Raw genomic sequence first — 14,675 nt, forward strand, 5'->3', positions numbered from 1 at the left:
CATGAATAACGCAATTTTTTCTACACTACTCCTGCTGGCAGCAAGACTGCACGGGTAGGTTGTAAGCAAGCGTTAACCAGTTTACAAAACCCGTGCTCAGCACGGGTTTTTTGTATGTGTTTTAAATATTAATGAAAGTGAATTTAAAGACCAATTAGGAGAAAGGTATGTCTAACGGGGTTAATACTAACCAAGTCAAGATTTTCGACACCACCTTGCGGGACGGCGAACAAGCGCTTCCAGCTAGTTTGAGCGTTAAAGAGAAATTAAAGATTGCTCTGGCACTGGAACGTCTTGGTGTCGATATAATCGAAGCTGGTTTCCCGGTATCTTCTCCTGGTGACTTTCAATCTGTGCAAACCATTGCCCGAGAAATCAAAACGGCCACTGTTTGTGGTTTATCGAGAGCCTTGGCTAAAGACATTGATGCCTGTGGCGAATCGCTAAACGTTGCAGAGCGCTTTCGTATTCACACCTTTATCGCCACATCAGATATTCACGTGAACACCAAGTTACGTAAATCACAGGATGAAGTAGTAGAAATGGCCGTTAAGGCCGTACAACACGCACGTAAATATACTGACGATGTGGAGTTTTCTTGTGAAGACGCTGGGCGTACACACATTGATTATTTGTGCCGTATGGTTGAAGCAGCCATCAATGCTGGTGCAACCACAGTGAATATTCCAGATACAGTTGGTTACACCACTCCCACTGAATTTGGGGGCATTATCCAAAACTTGTATAACCGCGTGCCTAACATAGACAAAGCGACTATCTCAGTTCACTGTCACAATGACTTAGGTTTAGCTGTTGCTAATTCACTCGCTGCCGTTGAACAAGGTGCAAGGCAAGTAGAAGCGACTATTAATGGCTTAGGTGAACGTGCAGGTAATTGTTCACTTGAAGAAATAGCTATGATTTTGCAAACCCGAGAAGCAATCTTAGGTTTGAAAACCAATATCAAAAGTGAAGAAATATCTCGTACTTCAAAATTAGTCAGCAACCTTTGTAATATGCCAGTACAGGCAAACAAAGCAATTGTAGGCGCAAATGCCTTTAGTCACTCGTCGGGCATTCACCAAGATGGCGTGTTAAAAGGGCAAAACACTTATGAAATCATGACACCTGAAAGTGTCGGCATAAACAAAAACAACTTAAACTTAACTTCTCGTTCTGGGCGCCATGTTATCAAGCATCGCTTGCTTGAGTTAGGTTACAAAGAATCTGATTTCGACCTAGAAACGGTTTACGAAGCATTCGTTAAACTAGCCGATAAAAAAGGCCAAGTTTTCGATTACGACCTAGAGGCTTTGTTATTCTTCAGTCAGCAAAAGCAAGAAGAAGAGCATTACAAGCTTAAATATTTACAGGCTAACTCTGGCAAAGAAATCATTCCTAGTGCCACAGTTTGTATGCAGGTTGGTGAAATAGAAATTACCGAATCTGCCATCGGAAATGGCCCAGTAGACGCAGCTTACAATGCAATCACCAAAGTACTTGGCCATGAAAACGTAGATATTGTGGACTTTAAACTCGATTCTAAAGGCGAAGGAGCTAACGCCCTTGCCCAAGTATCTGTCATAGCCGAGTACAATGGCAGGCGTTTCAACGGCATTGGTTTGGCCACTGACATAGTTGAATCTGGCGTAAAAGCCCTTATTTACGTACTCAACAATACACATTTAGCTGACCAAATCGATCAGCAAAAGCAACAACACATTAAAAATTCAGAGGTATAAAAAATAATGTCTGACTATAAATTAGCAGTATTGGCAGGCGATGGTATCGGACCAGAAGTCATGGTCGAAGCCAAAAAAGTATTAGCCGCAGTAAGCAAAAAATTCGACATTAACTTTGAACTGAACGATTTTGATGTAGGTGGTATTGCTATCGATAACCACGGCCAAGCCTTACCACCAGAAACTCTTAAAGGGTGTGAAGACGCCAACGCCATATTATTTGGTTCTATCGGTGGTCCTAAGTGGGACAGCCTACCTTTAGAAGAAAGACCAGAACGTGCAGCTTTATTAGCCTTGCGTGGCCATTTTGATTTATTTAGTAATTTACGTCCGGCCAAGATTTATCCCGGTCTTGAAAATCTTTCACCTTTACGTGCAGACATTGCCGCTAGTGGCTTTGATGTATTAGTTATGCGTGAGTTAACCAGTGGTATTTATTTTGGGCAACCAAAAGGGTTAGAAGGCTCTGGCGAAGAAGAGTTTGCGTATGACACCATGCGTTATAGCCGTAAAGAGATCCGCCGTATCGCTATTACTGCATTTGAAGCTGCGATGAAGCGTGGCAAAAAGGTGACCTCAGTTGATAAAGCTAACGTGTTAGTTTGCAGCCGTTTGTGGCGCGAAGTGACAGAAGAAGTCGCTAAGGACTACCCAGAAGTAGAGCTAGAACACATCTACATTGATAATGCGACTATGCAACTCATTCGTGAGCCAAGTCAGTACGATGTGATGTTATGTTCAAACTTGTTTGGCGACATTATCTCTGACGAATGCGCCATGATTACAGGCTCTATGGGCTTACTTCCTTCAGCAAGTATTAATGGTGATGGCTATGGTATGTACGAACCAGCTGGCGGTTCAGCCCCTGATATCGCTGGTAAAGGCATAGCGAATCCCATTGCTCAAATCTTATCATTGTCAATGTTACTCCGTTATAGTTTGAACGAAGTTGCAGCTGCAGATGTTATTGATGCTGCAGTGCAGAAGACCTTAAGTGACGGCATATTAACGGGCGAATTATTAGCCCCGGAAAACCGCGACCAAGCTAAGAGCACCAGTGCCGTAGGCGATTACGTAGTGGCACAAATTGTATAAGCAATTCAATGCCTAATCAAAGTGTGGCCTTCCTATAAAAGGCCCCATAGTAACAAACAACCAAAAGAGTACGCATAATGGCGACAACCTTATACGACAAAATATGGCAAGACCATGCCATCGATAAAAACACCTCTTCAGCCGTCGGCAGTGAAGGACTAATGTATATCGACCGTCACTTAATTCATGAAGTGACCTCTCCTCAAGCCTTTGCAGGCCTTGATGACAAAAACAGAAAAGTACGCTGCCCGCAGCGCACCTTCGCCACTATGGATCACAGTATATCTACACGCTCTTTAGCAATCGATGCTTGTGGCCCAACTAATCAGTTACAGCTACAAACCCTTGCCAATAACTGTGAGAAACACGGTATTTCTTTATTCCCTGTCGGTCACCAGAAGCAAGGTATTGTCCATGTTATGGGGCCCGAACTTGGCTTAATTCAGCCCGGTATGACAGTAGTGTGTGGTGATTCACACACTGCGACTCATGGTGCATTTGGCGCACTCGCTTTTGGTATTGGTACTTCACAAGTAGAGCATGTGTTTGCCACTCAAACTTTGAAGCAAAGCAAAGCTAAAAGCATGCTAGTGAAAGTGAACGGCAGCCTACCCATTGGTATTACCGCTAAAGATATTATCTTAGCTATCATAGGCGCTATTGGTCACGCTGGCGCAACGGGTCACGTTATAGAATATAGCGGTGAAGCGATTTCAGCTTTAACTATGGAAGAGCGCATGACAGTCTGTAACATGAGTATCGAAGCCGGTGCTAAAGCAGGGCTAATCGCACCAGACCAAACTACTTTTGATTACCTAGAAGGACGTGAGTACGCCCCTAAAGGTGATGACTGGACCCAAGCTGTTGCTTACTGGAAAGGCCTAGTGACTGATGAAGGCGCAAGCTTTGACTCGATTATTGAACTAAATGCAGCTGATATTACCCCGCAAGTCACTTGGGGAACGAACCCGGGTCAAGTTATTGGCGTAAACACACCTGTACCAGCAGTGGCTGACTTTAGCGACCCTATCGATCAAGACTCAGCTGTAAAAGCCTTAAAATATATGGACTTAACACCAGGTCAAAAACTATCTGACTTAGCAGTTAATAATGTATTTATTGGCTCTTGTACTAATGGCCGTATCGAAGATATGCGCGCAGCGGCTGCCATTGCTAAGCAAGGTAAAGTTGCCGAAGGTGTTACTGCGATTGTGGTACCTGGCTCAGTATCGGTAAAACAACAAGCAGAGCAAGAGCAGTTAGATAAAATATTTATCGAAGCTGGATTTGAATGGCGCTTACCGGGTTGTTCAATGTGCTTAGGCATGAACGATGATATTTTACAAAATGGCGATCGCTGTGCATCCACTAGTAACCGCAACTTTGAAGGTCGTCAAGGCCGTGGGGCCCGTACTCACTTAGTGAGCCCTGCTATGGCTGCAGCGGCAGCATTAGCTGGCCGTTTCGCTGATGTACGTGACTACCAATAACCCAAAAGGATAGACTTATGACGACTCAAACCACTCCTGCTGGGATCAACATACACACAGGTACAGCTGCGCCATTGAATCAAGCCAATGTCGATACCGATCAGATTATCCCAAAGCAATTTTTAACTGCCGTTACACGTAGTGGTTACGGTAAACACTTATTTCATGATTGGCGCTACTTAGATCAGCATGAGCAAGTACTTAATCCTGACTTTTCTTTGAATAAACCAGAACATCAAGGAGCCAGTATTTTATTGGTTCGTGAAAACTTTGGTTGTGGTTCAAGTCGTGAACACGCACCTTGGTCTTTAGATGATTACGGCTTTAAAGTACTGATTGCTACTAGCTTCGCTGATATTTTTTATGGCAACTGTATTAATAACCAATTATTGCCAGTACAGCTTGAAAGTGACCAAATGGACCAACTTTTCGCATTAGTTGAGCAAGACCCTACCACTAGCATAACGGTTAACCTTGAGCAGCAAACAGTATCTGTGGGCGACTTAAGTTTCTCTTTTGATATTGCTCAGCAACATAAAACTAATTTACTTAAAGGTTTAGATGCTATCGGCCAAACCTTGGAGCTAGACGCTCAAATAAGTGCTTTTGAAAACAGCCGCCCGTCTTGGCAACAAGCTTAATAAGCTAATAAACTCAAATATAAAGGTGGCTAACAAAAGTCACCTTTAATATTTAACATTCCATTTTTGCTTTATTAAAGATAACTCGCCACTTGCCTCCAACTCTAGAAATGCCTCTCTAAAGCTAGTAATAATCTTTGGTTCTGAATTAATATTAAATGCTATCCCCAATTTACTGGATAGATTTTCAAATTGATAAACGGAGGAAAAGTCAGAGAATTTATAACCAAGTGCCTTAGCTCTAAACATCATTACTTGATTGCCGCTCACAAAAAAATCGGCTCTGTTTTTAAATAACATACCCAACATTTGTTCTTGTGAGGCAACCCTAACGACATGACTAAAACCAAGTTCGGTTATAACATCGTCTGGATTAGTGCCACGAATTGCCACAAAAGGATGCTGTTTTAGGTTTTCTAAAGTCAAACCGTTACCTGGGAATTTCTTTTTTAACCCCCACACTGACAACGGATCTTGGCTTAAAATACCTACCCATTTAAAATTTTCTCTTCTGCTTGCGGTGAAAGCAATCGAGAAAATCATGGTATTTTCTTGTTCGCTGGCTATTTTATAGGCACGGCTCCATGGGAGCACATCGATAACAGCTTCATACTCAGTCATATCAAATAGCCTTTCGACTACTTCAACAGCAAACCCACTTAACTCACCTTTTTTATTTTCAAATTGATAACTTTGAAAATATTCAGTTACCACATGAATTTTTTTGACGGTTGCAGCTGAAACATTGCAAGTTAACAGTGTAAATACAATGGCTCCTAATAGGGCTAGATACAATTTATCGTTTAACATAAAAATTCATCAATTTTATCTTCATTTTAATTTTGATTTACTATAGCTATATAGTAAAAAGCATCTTTACATTGCCTCAAAAACCAATAACTTCTATGGCCCGAATAAACTCTGACTGGTACCCTATTCAAACACATTTATCTAAACTAGTCATTCAAGTAAACTAGAGGTAACTATGTACTCCAACATTAATAAAGACATCACACCTAAATGGTTTGTAGCTTTAGTTATACTACTGGCCATATGGAACCTGCTGGGTATTGGCGCATTTGTAATGCAAGTGAGCATGACCCCAGATAAAATTGCATCACTTCCTATCTCAGAGCAGGCCTTGTATCAAAATATCCCATCATGGGCTAACTTAGCGTTTGCATGTGCTGTCATAGGTGGCACCTTAGGTTGTATTCTACTCGCGTTAAAGCGAGCGATATCGATACCAATATTAGCAATTTCCCTTTTTGGGGTGCTGACTCAAATGTCTCATTCACTGTTTATGACAAACGCCTATGAAGTATACGGACCGGGTGGAATGGTAATGCCAACCCTAATATTACTTGTGGCTATTTTTCTACTATATCTGTCGCTCAAAGCAAAACAGAAAAAATGGATTAAATAACTAGCATAAGTCAGTTGAGATGTTAGCCCTATCTAGTTGTAAAATATATAAAACTTAAGTCCTATTCTTTTTACTTTATTGGTATTTTAACCCTGACTGCATAAGACTTTCCTGGCTCAAACTCGCTAATACAATCGCCATCAAGTAAAACACCTTCTACATAAATTTGCGGTTTACCGTAGTTTTTATCACCTTCATATTGAATTTTAAAAGTGGCACCTCTAAAAACTCGGTTTATTTTTGCCGTTTCCCAATTACTCGGTAATTGTGGGGTTATTTTTAAACCTTGTTTACAACCAACAACTCCGAATAAGTTTTCAATTAAACAGCGATAAAACCAAGAGATTGTACCTGTGTTAAATAGCTGGCTTGATTTACCGGCTTCTGCTGGGTATTGATAATATGCGCCGCGGTAATAATTAGGAATGAACAAAGGTAATTGACCCCTTTGCTGCATATCATCACTATTAGGTAACATATTTTTAAGCTGCTGAAAGGCTAAATCACCTTCACCTAGGGTGTATAAGCTGTAAATATAAAATGCATTAGCATGGTTATACACCGAGCCATTTTCAGCGGTGCCAGCAAACTTTTGGGTAACCCGACCTACATCTTCTACCATTTGGGTGTAACTGGGTGCCAGCATCATGCAACCATAGGGAGTTTCTAAATTTTCACTAATGGCACGCAACATTAAAGGTACTTGTTCGTTACTCGCAGCACCGCTTAAAAACGCCCAGCTTTGTGGGTTCAGAAACAACTGACCTTGTTCGTCTTTTTCAGTACCAAACACTCTGCCATCATCCGTTATACCCCGAGCAAAACGGTCGCCTGCCCAGCAGTAGGTATTCACCTGCTGGTTCATTTCTTCAGCTTGGGTTAACAATACTTTTGTTTCAGCCGAATACTCTGATTGTGCGCTGTGCTCAATTTCAGCCCAAACATTAATTGCGTATGCAGAAGCTAAAGTTAACCAAGCAGAGACGCCTTTGCCTTTGTAACCCACCATATTCATTGGATCACACCAATCACCTTGATTGATATAACTTAAACCTCTTTCATCGCGACTATTTGCTAACCATTGCATGGCTCGAATAATATGTTCAGCGACCGTCGCTTGTTCTTCGCCATCACTAAAACCAACCAATTCGTCTAACATGGCATAATCCGCGGTTTCATCTAAATAGGCTTTCAAGCATATGGGTAGCCATACGCAGTGATCAGTATGGGGAACCTGATTGATATACTTAAGTTCAGCACCTTCGGCTATCAATACACCATCGGGCATTTCACCTGTTGCGGCTTGCTGACTCAATGCGCGTATAAAGGCAGCACGACCGACCTCTGGCAAGATATAGGTCATGCCCATATTATCTTGTAAATAATTACGAGTTTGCGGGTCGGTAGTTAAGCGGTTTACGTCTCCGTGATAATAAAGTTGTCTTGCTAACCAATGATTAACATATGCATCGAACTCTGCGTCAGGGGTTTCTACTTGCAAAACGCCCTGCCCTTTTTGCAAATAACCTTGGTACTGGGTTGCAAAAGTATCAAAACTGTCAATCTGTAAAAGTGAGCTTCTATATTCGCTTACTTGTTGATGATCTTTCGCTGGGCCAAATAGTAAGTTGATTGTTTTTGTTTCAGCTTTACTTAGCAGCATATTGAACTGCATCACAGCAGTTGGAGTACAATAATTTGCCTCACTATTACTTAAACTTTTTGCTGTAATAGCACTAGGCTGATGCAGACCACCCTCGCCTTCAAAAATATGCTGACTGGTCTCCCAAGCATCAACTTTAACATCTGAAGTTAAAAAAGTGAGTTCATGTAAGCATTGGTTTTTAAAGTAATCTTGCACCTTCTGATATGGCTCTATGCTTCTGCAAACGACTGCATTTAAGTCAACACTAAACAGTCCAGACTGATTCATCCAAGAACGATATCCCACAGGAAAATATGGATAAACGCTTATGTCTCGCTCAACGTCAGATAGATTTTCTACCTTAACCTGCCAACATTCCACAGCCGTTTCTGTAGGTAGACGTAAACATAAAGTCACTCTAATTTGCTTATATTCTGATATCCAGCTTATCTGATGAGGTTCAGGAATAAACTCAAAATGTGTTAATGGAGCACGTACAGGCTCATAAGGTGCAGAAAATATCGAACCGTCAACATTGTCTTTCACATATACGAAGCGACCAGGATGATGAGCGTAATAAGGTTGCTCTGGTTGCATAAAGGTTTTTGCTTCTAAGGCTGGACCAGAAACATACTTTCCAGCCTCTGGTTGCATAAACTGTGCGATAGCATAGCCTCGACAATTTGCCTGGATTAGCATTTTTTTATTCCACAAAAATGCGCTGGCATTTGGTAATACAGTTGGGCTTTTTAAGCTATAACTTGCGCCGCCGTTATGGCACTCAAGTATTGATGAATCAATTACTGACACTGTCTACCTCTTGTGTTTCATTAAATTTAAGTTCTTTATGTAACGTTTCCATTTGGGCTTCATCTAAGGTGTAAAAACGCACCACAAACACCGCTAATACAGCAAACCCAGCAGGAATAAGCGTCATAAGTAAAACTATACCTTGCTCTGAACCAGCATTCTGACTTTGGTTAGCGACATACCCTAACGACCCTAACATCCAGCCAATCATGGCTCCGGCTAGAGCACCACCTAATTTTTGCGCAAACGCCGCTGCTGAAAAAACCATAGCCGTGGCACGCCTTCCGGTTTTCCACTGAGAGTAGTCCGCCGTATCAGCGTACATAGAAAAAACCAAAGGCGACTTGGGACCAAGACACAGGCCAATAGCCCCTTGTAAAGAATACATTAGCCAAACCTGGTCTTTAGGAACAAAATAAAACACGGTTGATAATATGGCGACTAAGGCCATAAGTAACATTAGAAGCTTTTTCTTATCCATGAACTTAGTTAGTAAAGGCGTGCTGGCTGCTCCAACAGCCAGAGAAATCATATAAATAGTTAAAAAGGTGGCAATTAACTCTTCACGATTAACATAATATTTGAAATAGAATGTCCCCACACTGCCCCGTAATGAAATAGTCATCATGATCACTAAGGCCAAGGAAAATAACACGATCCAAGGTTTATTCGATAACAAGTCTTTGATGTCTTGAATAACAGGTGTTTTTTGCCCTACAGGCGGGCTGATACGCTCTTTGGTAGCAACAAAGGTAACCACAAATAATGCTAAAGCCACAAAGCCGTAAACAGTCATAGTGAGCTGCCAGCCCAAAGCTTCATTACCTTGGCCTAACCAAACCACTAACTTTGGTGTCATATATGCCACTAATGTTCCGCCAGAAAATGCCCCGATAAACCTAAAGCTAGTCAAGGTAGTGCGTTGTTGGCTATCCGCTGTTACTACACCTAACAAGGCTCCGTAAGGCACATTTATAAAGGTGTACGCCAACATCATAAATATATAGGTACAGTAAGCCCAAATAAGCTTACCGCCCTCATCTAAATCAGGCACAGTAAAGGTTAATATACCAGCGGCTGCAATTGGGATGATGCCCCACAGTAAATAAGGTCTGAATTTACCAAAGCGAGTTTGAGTACGGTCGGCCATGGCGCCCATTATAGGATCAGAAAAGGCATCAATGAGCCTAGTCACCAACATCATAGTACCAACAGCAGCGGGAGATAAACCAAAAACATCGGTATAAAAAATAAAGAGAAAAACATCAAACACACGCCAATAGAAATTTGAGGCTACATCCCCCATGGCATATCCAACTTTTTCAAACATAGTAAGTTTTGAGTTTGAAGATTTATCGGTCATCAAGTACACCTTAATTAAACGTACAACTTTAAAACATAATAAATACAATGCTATTACATTAATGAAAACGTTTACAGTGTTATTTGATTTCTACAATCAAACCAAATAAAAGTTACAAGTTTTGCAGGTGTTGTTTATCTATGATTGATTTTTTACCGCTGGACTCAAGTAACTTGAGTCCATGATTAAATTCATCAATCCATTTTTGACCTTGTGGATGTTGTTTACTGATAACTAAATAAAGAGGGATATTGCCTAGTAACTCGTTAAATATCCTAATTGAATCTACTTTTTCATCAGAGATAATATTTATTCTCGCCGCATCAATATAGCCATTGGTAATTCCTGCATCACTCCAGCCTTTGTTCACATGCTTTACACATGCAAAGCCGTCTTTAGCTCTATTGATAATCATCTCAAATTTATCAAAAATAGCTTGTTCCACCGAACCGATAGTATAGTCCAAAGGAAAACACAGCCGTTTACCTTTAAGTTGCTCTATGGATAAAAAGTCCGAATCTTTGGCGACATACATATGTATAGGTACATAGTTTATTGGTTCAGAAAAAAGAAATTGCTCCGCACGCTGCTTTGAATAAACGAATGGAAACGCAGCCAGCACCTTTCTATCCTTGGTCCATTTTAAAGCTCGGTCCCAAGGTAGGACATCAAGCTGAATATCTAGACTTAGCTGCTTAAATGTCTGCCTAACTATATCTACAGACCAGCCCCCAGCAGACAAATCTTCATCTACAAACGGAGCATATCCTTTACCTGTTGCTAGTTTTACTGAGCCTCTTTCAAAAAGCTCATCAGCATAGCTAACGGGTAACCATCCGAAAACAATTACCAGTACAGACATGGGAAGGAATATCGAAAATTTCATAGAAACATTCATTCTTGGCCCTATTAAGTCCTTTATTTATGGGTCTTTTTGTAAAAATCAAAAACGAAAACGCTTACTTAGCGAATACCGCATCAACAACACATTTAGCTGGAAAAGCGAGTATTAAAGGCAAGTAAAGTTAAAAATTACAGGCTATTAAATAATAAACAACCGCTAATGTGTATCATTAAGTTAGCTCAAAAAAGAAAAACAAAATAACTCACCAATCAGTCAATGCATCCATTATAAATTTATGGCCTTTATAGCTTAAAATAACCTGCTGTGGAGAAATGCTAATAATTTCAACTGCGCTTTCTATCATATCTCCCTCAACCATTCTGGTTCCATTTACTCTGACCCAACGTTCAGAGTCATCAGAGGCGTACATATGGGCAGAAAATGACATATTTGGTAGCTCTGTCAGTACCCACACAGGTAATTGATCTATTCTAGACACGCCATTATCAAGCTGAGCATTTTGTACTTCTGGATTTGGAGCATCTTCTCCTACTTCAGACACAGCCTCTCTAAATTTTGCTAACAGATCTGCAGATATCGGCTGCTCTTCTAATGGTGTAGTCGCAGGTTCTGGAGCTAATTCAGGCGTAGCTTCTTTAACTAAGTGTGCTTTATCAGAAGTTTGGGGGACAAGTTTTTCATCATTTTGTGGGAGTTGAGCCGAACTTTCTTGAGTAGGTAAGGCTTGTGTAGAGATAACTTCATTTTCGCTATCCACAGTTTCAGAAGATGACAGGTTACCGCTTTTATTAACTTGTGGAGGAGCTGCTTCTACCACTGATTTATCTAAGTTAGGCTCGATAACAGGGGCTGAAACAAACAACTTTTTAACCCCTTCATAATGAGATACTGCCCACCCAAGCCCAAAACCTGCAATAGCAATTAACACAGCTAAGCCGTATCGTTTAGTATAAAACAGCCATGCTGACGGAATATCTTGCACGGAAGGTAGAAACAAGCTGCGATGGAATTGATCAGACAAGCCATCATCTATCCGTGTATTAGTAACGTGGTTACTTTCAAGCATTTTCTGGGTAGCAGACTTATTAACCTTTGGAGGCTCAACTTCGACGGTTTGCTCTGGGTCTATTTCAACTTCTTGAATACCCATTTCAATCAAGCCTTGCACCATAGCTTGGCTACTGACTAAGCCAGTCTTTCTTATCTTCACAGGGCCATTTTGTTGAGTAACTCGGATAATTACCATGCCAGGGGTTAGCGCTTGTATATTAATTACCTTACCCATTTAGCGACCCTACCCAAAAACCTGCAGCCACGGAGGCTGCAAAAATGACTAACAGGGTATATGCCCATAGCTTACCTCGCCTTTGTTTAACAACATCAGCGCCTAAAATTTGCTCCGCTGCCACTACAAATATATGTTGTGGTACCGTGGGTAACTGTTTGGTGAATGTCAAAGTCAGTGCTCTGTCACACAAAAGATTAATCACTCTGGGGATGCCGCCACTTATATGAAATGCGGTTTTGAGCGTAGCTTTTGAAAATACACTCACGTCACCATTTGCCACTCCTAGTCTATGGCCAATATATGCACCGACCTCAGCAGAGGTCAATGGCAATAAATGATACCGGGCGGTAATACGCTGAGCTAATTGCCGCAACTCATTGCGCTTTAACAATTGCTGTAGTTCTGGCTGCCCAATTAGCACCACTTTAAGAAGCTTTTCTCGATTGGTTTCTAAGTTGGTTAATAACCTTAACTGTTCTAACACCTCGGGCAATAAGTGCTGCGCCTCATCTACAATTAGCACAGTATTAATGCCCAACTCATGATTGCTGGCTAATTTATTTAAAATCTTGTCTGTAAAATACTTCAAACTAGCCCGTTCGCTCGAATATTCAATACCTAACTCATCACATATAGTGGCCAATAACTCTAATGCTGAGAGTGTTGGGTTTAAAATCATTGCCACTTGGGTGTTTTCAGGCAACTGCTGCATTAACTTACGTGATACAGTGGTTTTTCCAGTACCTACCTCACCAGTTAACATCACAAATCCACCGCTTTCTCTTAACCCAAAAATCAAATGTGCCAAGGCTTCTTTATGCCTAGGGCTCATGTATAAATAATCAGGATTAGGAGCGATTGAGAAAGGATTATCAGATAATCCAAAATAGCTTAAGTACATAAGTTTGGTAGATACTCGTGAGTTAAATAGCAGGTTAAAGTAACTGACGTAAACTAACCAGTTAGCTGGATATTGTCAAAGGCACTGTGTTTTTTTAATTGTATTTTTTCGACAAAGTTGGCTTCTGCAATGCAGTGCACTGAGGCATAATAGTTTGAATGAAAATTACGAACTTATTATGCAAACCTACCTAGTTGGCGGCGCTGTCCGCGATAAATTATTAGAACGCCCAATTAAAGATAAAGATTGGGTGGTGGTAGGCGCCACCCCAGAACAAATGTTACAACAAGGTTATGTGGCGGTGGGGGCCGATTTCCCGGTATTTTTGCATCCTAAGAGTAAAGAAGAATACGCATTAGCCCGCATAGAAAGAAAAGTAAGTGCAGGTTACACAGGCTTTAGCTGCGACGCTTCAAGCAAAGTGACCTTAAAAGAAGATTTATTGCGCAGAGACCTCACCATCAATGCCATGGCCATGGATGAAACAGGAAATGTCATTGATCCTTTTAAAGGCCAAGAAGATCTAGATAAAAAATTACTACGTCATGTCTCTGAAGCTTTCGTAGAAGATCCTTTAAGGGTATTGAGAGTAGCTAGGTTCGCCGCCAGATATCATTACCTAGGGTTTACCATAGCCCCAGAAACTCTATCGTTAATGCAAACCATAGTGACCAATGGCGAACTTAAAGCCCTGAGTGCAGAGCGAGTCTGGCAAGAAACCGCTAGGGCAATACTTGAAGATCACCCAGAAGTGTACTTTGAAAGTTTAAGAGCCTGTGGTGGATTAACCGAGTGGTTCCCAGAACTAGATGTATTATGGGGCATACCCAACCCCCCTAAATGGCATCCAGAGGTAGATACTGGCGTTCATATTATGATGGTTTTACAGCAAGTAACTCGGCTTTCAAAAACCTTATCTGTACGTTATGCGGCGTTAGTGCATGACTTAGGTAAAGGTTTAACGCCACCAGAAAAATGGCCATCACACAGAGGGCACGAAAAACTAGGGTTAGATGCAATTAAAACCTTAAGCGCACGCTTAAAAGTACCCAATGGCTGCCGAGATCTCGCTTTAATGGTAAGTGAATATCACACCCATGTGCATAAAGCGTTTGAGCTGAAAGCCAGTACCATTTTGTCTATGCTGAACGCCTGCGATGTGTGGCGTAAACCAGAGCGTTTTGCTGACTTTTTATTAGCATGTAAAGCCGATGCGAGAGGTAGAACTACCTTTGAAGACATCCCATATACAAATGCAGACTACATATGGCAAGCCTATTCACGGGCCGCTAAAGTTGATATCAAAGCCATAGTCGCCAAAGGTTACAAAGGCTCGGCCATAAAAGAACAACTTAACCAAGAACGTATACGCGTTATCAACGAACTTAAAAATAGCGACAACAAATAAG

At 41.2% G+C, this 14,675-nt stretch carries 12 protein-coding genes; 6 read left to right on the forward strand and 6 right to left on the reverse strand.

Annotated features, from left to right (window positions below):
* Positions 1–167: 167 nt before the first annotated feature.
* The 4 genes from leuA (at position 168) to leuD (ending at position 4,968) form a co-directional block, all read left to right on the forward strand.
* Complete coding sequence (gene leuA, locus ABJE44_RS17080; protein ID WP_348112778.1) at positions 168–1,742, forward strand: 2-isopropylmalate synthase; 1,575 nt, start codon at positions 168–170, stop codon at positions 1,740–1,742.
* 6 nt (positions 1,743–1,748) lie between these two features.
* Complete coding sequence (gene leuB / locus ABJE44_RS17085) at positions 1,749–2,837, forward strand: 3-isopropylmalate dehydrogenase (protein ID WP_348112779.1); 1,089 nt, start codon at positions 1,749–1,751, stop codon at positions 2,835–2,837.
* A gap of 77 nt (positions 2,838–2,914) precedes the next feature.
* Positions 2,915–4,327: a 3-isopropylmalate dehydratase large subunit gene (leuC, locus tag ABJE44_RS17090; protein ID WP_348112781.1), complete on the forward strand. Its 1,413-nt coding sequence runs from the start codon at positions 2,915–2,917 to the stop codon at positions 4,325–4,327.
* Between the two features lie 17 nt (positions 4,328–4,344).
* On the forward strand, positions 4,345–4,968 hold the full coding sequence (leuD, locus tag ABJE44_RS17095; protein ID WP_348112782.1) for a 3-isopropylmalate dehydratase small subunit: 624 nt from the start codon (positions 4,345–4,347) through the stop codon (positions 4,966–4,968).
* A 45-nt stretch (positions 4,969–5,013) separates the two neighbouring features.
* Here the strand turns inward: leuD and ABJE44_RS17100 are convergent, their stop codons facing one another.
* Positions 5,014–5,778, reverse strand: a complete 765-nt coding sequence (locus ABJE44_RS17100) for a transporter substrate-binding domain-containing protein (RefSeq protein WP_348112783.1) — start codon at positions 5,776–5,778, stop codon at positions 5,014–5,016.
* 175 nt (positions 5,779–5,953) lie between these two features.
* Here ABJE44_RS17100 and ABJE44_RS17105 point away from each other — a divergent pair, with 175 nt between their 5' ends.
* On the forward strand, positions 5,954–6,394 hold the full coding sequence (locus tag ABJE44_RS17105) for a hypothetical protein (RefSeq protein WP_348112784.1): 441 nt from the start codon (positions 5,954–5,956) through the stop codon (positions 6,392–6,394).
* A gap of 70 nt (positions 6,395–6,464) precedes the next feature.
* On the opposite strand, the gene ABJE44_RS17110 is transcribed toward ABJE44_RS17105, so the two are convergent.
* The 5 genes from ABJE44_RS17110 to ABJE44_RS17130 all read right to left on the reverse strand — a co-directional run bounded on the left by ABJE44_RS17110 (position 6,465) and on the right by ABJE44_RS17130 (position 13,266).
* Entirely contained in the window at positions 6,465–8,849 is a 2,385-nt protein-coding gene (locus ABJE44_RS17110; protein WP_348112785.1) for an NdvB protein, read from the reverse strand.
* On the reverse strand, positions 8,836–10,212 hold the full coding sequence (locus tag ABJE44_RS17115; RefSeq protein WP_348112786.1) for a glycoside-pentoside-hexuronide (GPH):cation symporter: 1,377 nt from the start codon (positions 10,210–10,212) through the stop codon (positions 8,836–8,838). The genes ABJE44_RS17110 and ABJE44_RS17115 overlap by 14 nt, the downstream gene beginning before the upstream one ends.
* Positions 10,213–10,324: 112 nt before the next feature.
* On the reverse strand, positions 10,325–11,098 hold the full coding sequence (locus ABJE44_RS17120; protein ID WP_348112787.1) for a transporter substrate-binding domain-containing protein: 774 nt from the start codon (positions 11,096–11,098) through the stop codon (positions 10,325–10,327).
* Between the two features lie 220 nt (positions 11,099–11,318).
* Positions 11,319–12,362, reverse strand: coding sequence for a general secretion pathway protein GspB (locus ABJE44_RS17125; RefSeq protein ID WP_348112788.1), 1,044 nt, complete (start codon positions 12,360–12,362; stop codon positions 11,319–11,321).
* Positions 12,355–13,266, reverse strand: coding sequence for an AAA family ATPase (locus ABJE44_RS17130; protein WP_348112790.1), 912 nt, complete (start codon positions 13,264–13,266; stop codon positions 12,355–12,357). The genes ABJE44_RS17125 and ABJE44_RS17130 overlap by 8 nt, the downstream gene beginning before the upstream one ends.
* A gap of 178 nt (positions 13,267–13,444) precedes the next feature.
* Here ABJE44_RS17130 and ABJE44_RS17135 point away from each other — a divergent pair, with 178 nt between their 5' ends.
* On the forward strand, positions 13,445–14,674 hold the full coding sequence (locus tag ABJE44_RS17135; RefSeq protein WP_348112886.1) for a multifunctional CCA addition/repair protein: 1,230 nt from the start codon (positions 13,445–13,447) through the stop codon (positions 14,672–14,674).
* Position 14,675: the final 1 nt, after the last annotated feature.

It is taken from the genome of Paraglaciecola sp., assembly GCF_039942875.1.
Classification (GTDB): domain Bacteria; phylum Pseudomonadota; class Gammaproteobacteria; order Enterobacterales; family Alteromonadaceae; genus Paraglaciecola.

Excerpts from the sequence above, each read along its gene's own strand:
- leuA (WP_348112778.1), top strand. The coding sequence starts at position 168 with ATGTCTAACGGGGTTAATACTAACCAAGTCAAGATTTTCGACACCACC.
- leuB (WP_348112779.1), top strand. The coding sequence starts at position 1,749 with ATGTCTGACTATAAATTAGCAGTATTGGCAGGCGATGGTATCGGACCA.
- leuC (WP_348112781.1), top strand. The coding sequence starts at position 2,915 with ATGGCGACAACCTTATACGACAAAATATGGCAAGACCATGCCATCGAT.
- leuD (WP_348112782.1), top strand. The coding sequence starts at position 4,345 with ATGACGACTCAAACCACTCCTGCTGGGATCAACATACACACAGGTACA.
- ABJE44_RS17100 (WP_348112783.1), bottom strand. The coding sequence starts at position 5,778 with ATGTTAAACGATAAATTGTATCTAGCCCTATTAGGAGCCATTGTATTT.
- ABJE44_RS17105 (WP_348112784.1), top strand. The coding sequence starts at position 5,954 with ATGTACTCCAACATTAATAAAGACATCACACCTAAATGGTTTGTAGCT.
- ABJE44_RS17115 (WP_348112786.1), bottom strand. The coding sequence starts at position 10,212 with ATGACCGATAAATCTTCAAACTCAAAACTTACTATGTTTGAAAAAGTT.
- ABJE44_RS17120 (WP_348112787.1), bottom strand. The coding sequence starts at position 11,098 with ATGAAATTTTCGATATTCCTTCCCATGTCTGTACTGGTAATTGTTTTC.
- ABJE44_RS17125 (WP_348112788.1), bottom strand. The coding sequence starts at position 12,362 with ATGGGTAAGGTAATTAATATACAAGCGCTAACCCCTGGCATGGTAATT.
- ABJE44_RS17130 (WP_348112790.1), bottom strand. The coding sequence starts at position 13,266 with ATGTACTTAAGCTATTTTGGATTATCTGATAATCCTTTCTCAATCGCT.
- ABJE44_RS17135 (WP_348112886.1), top strand. The coding sequence starts at position 13,445 with ATGCAAACCTACCTAGTTGGCGGCGCTGTCCGCGATAAATTATTAGAA.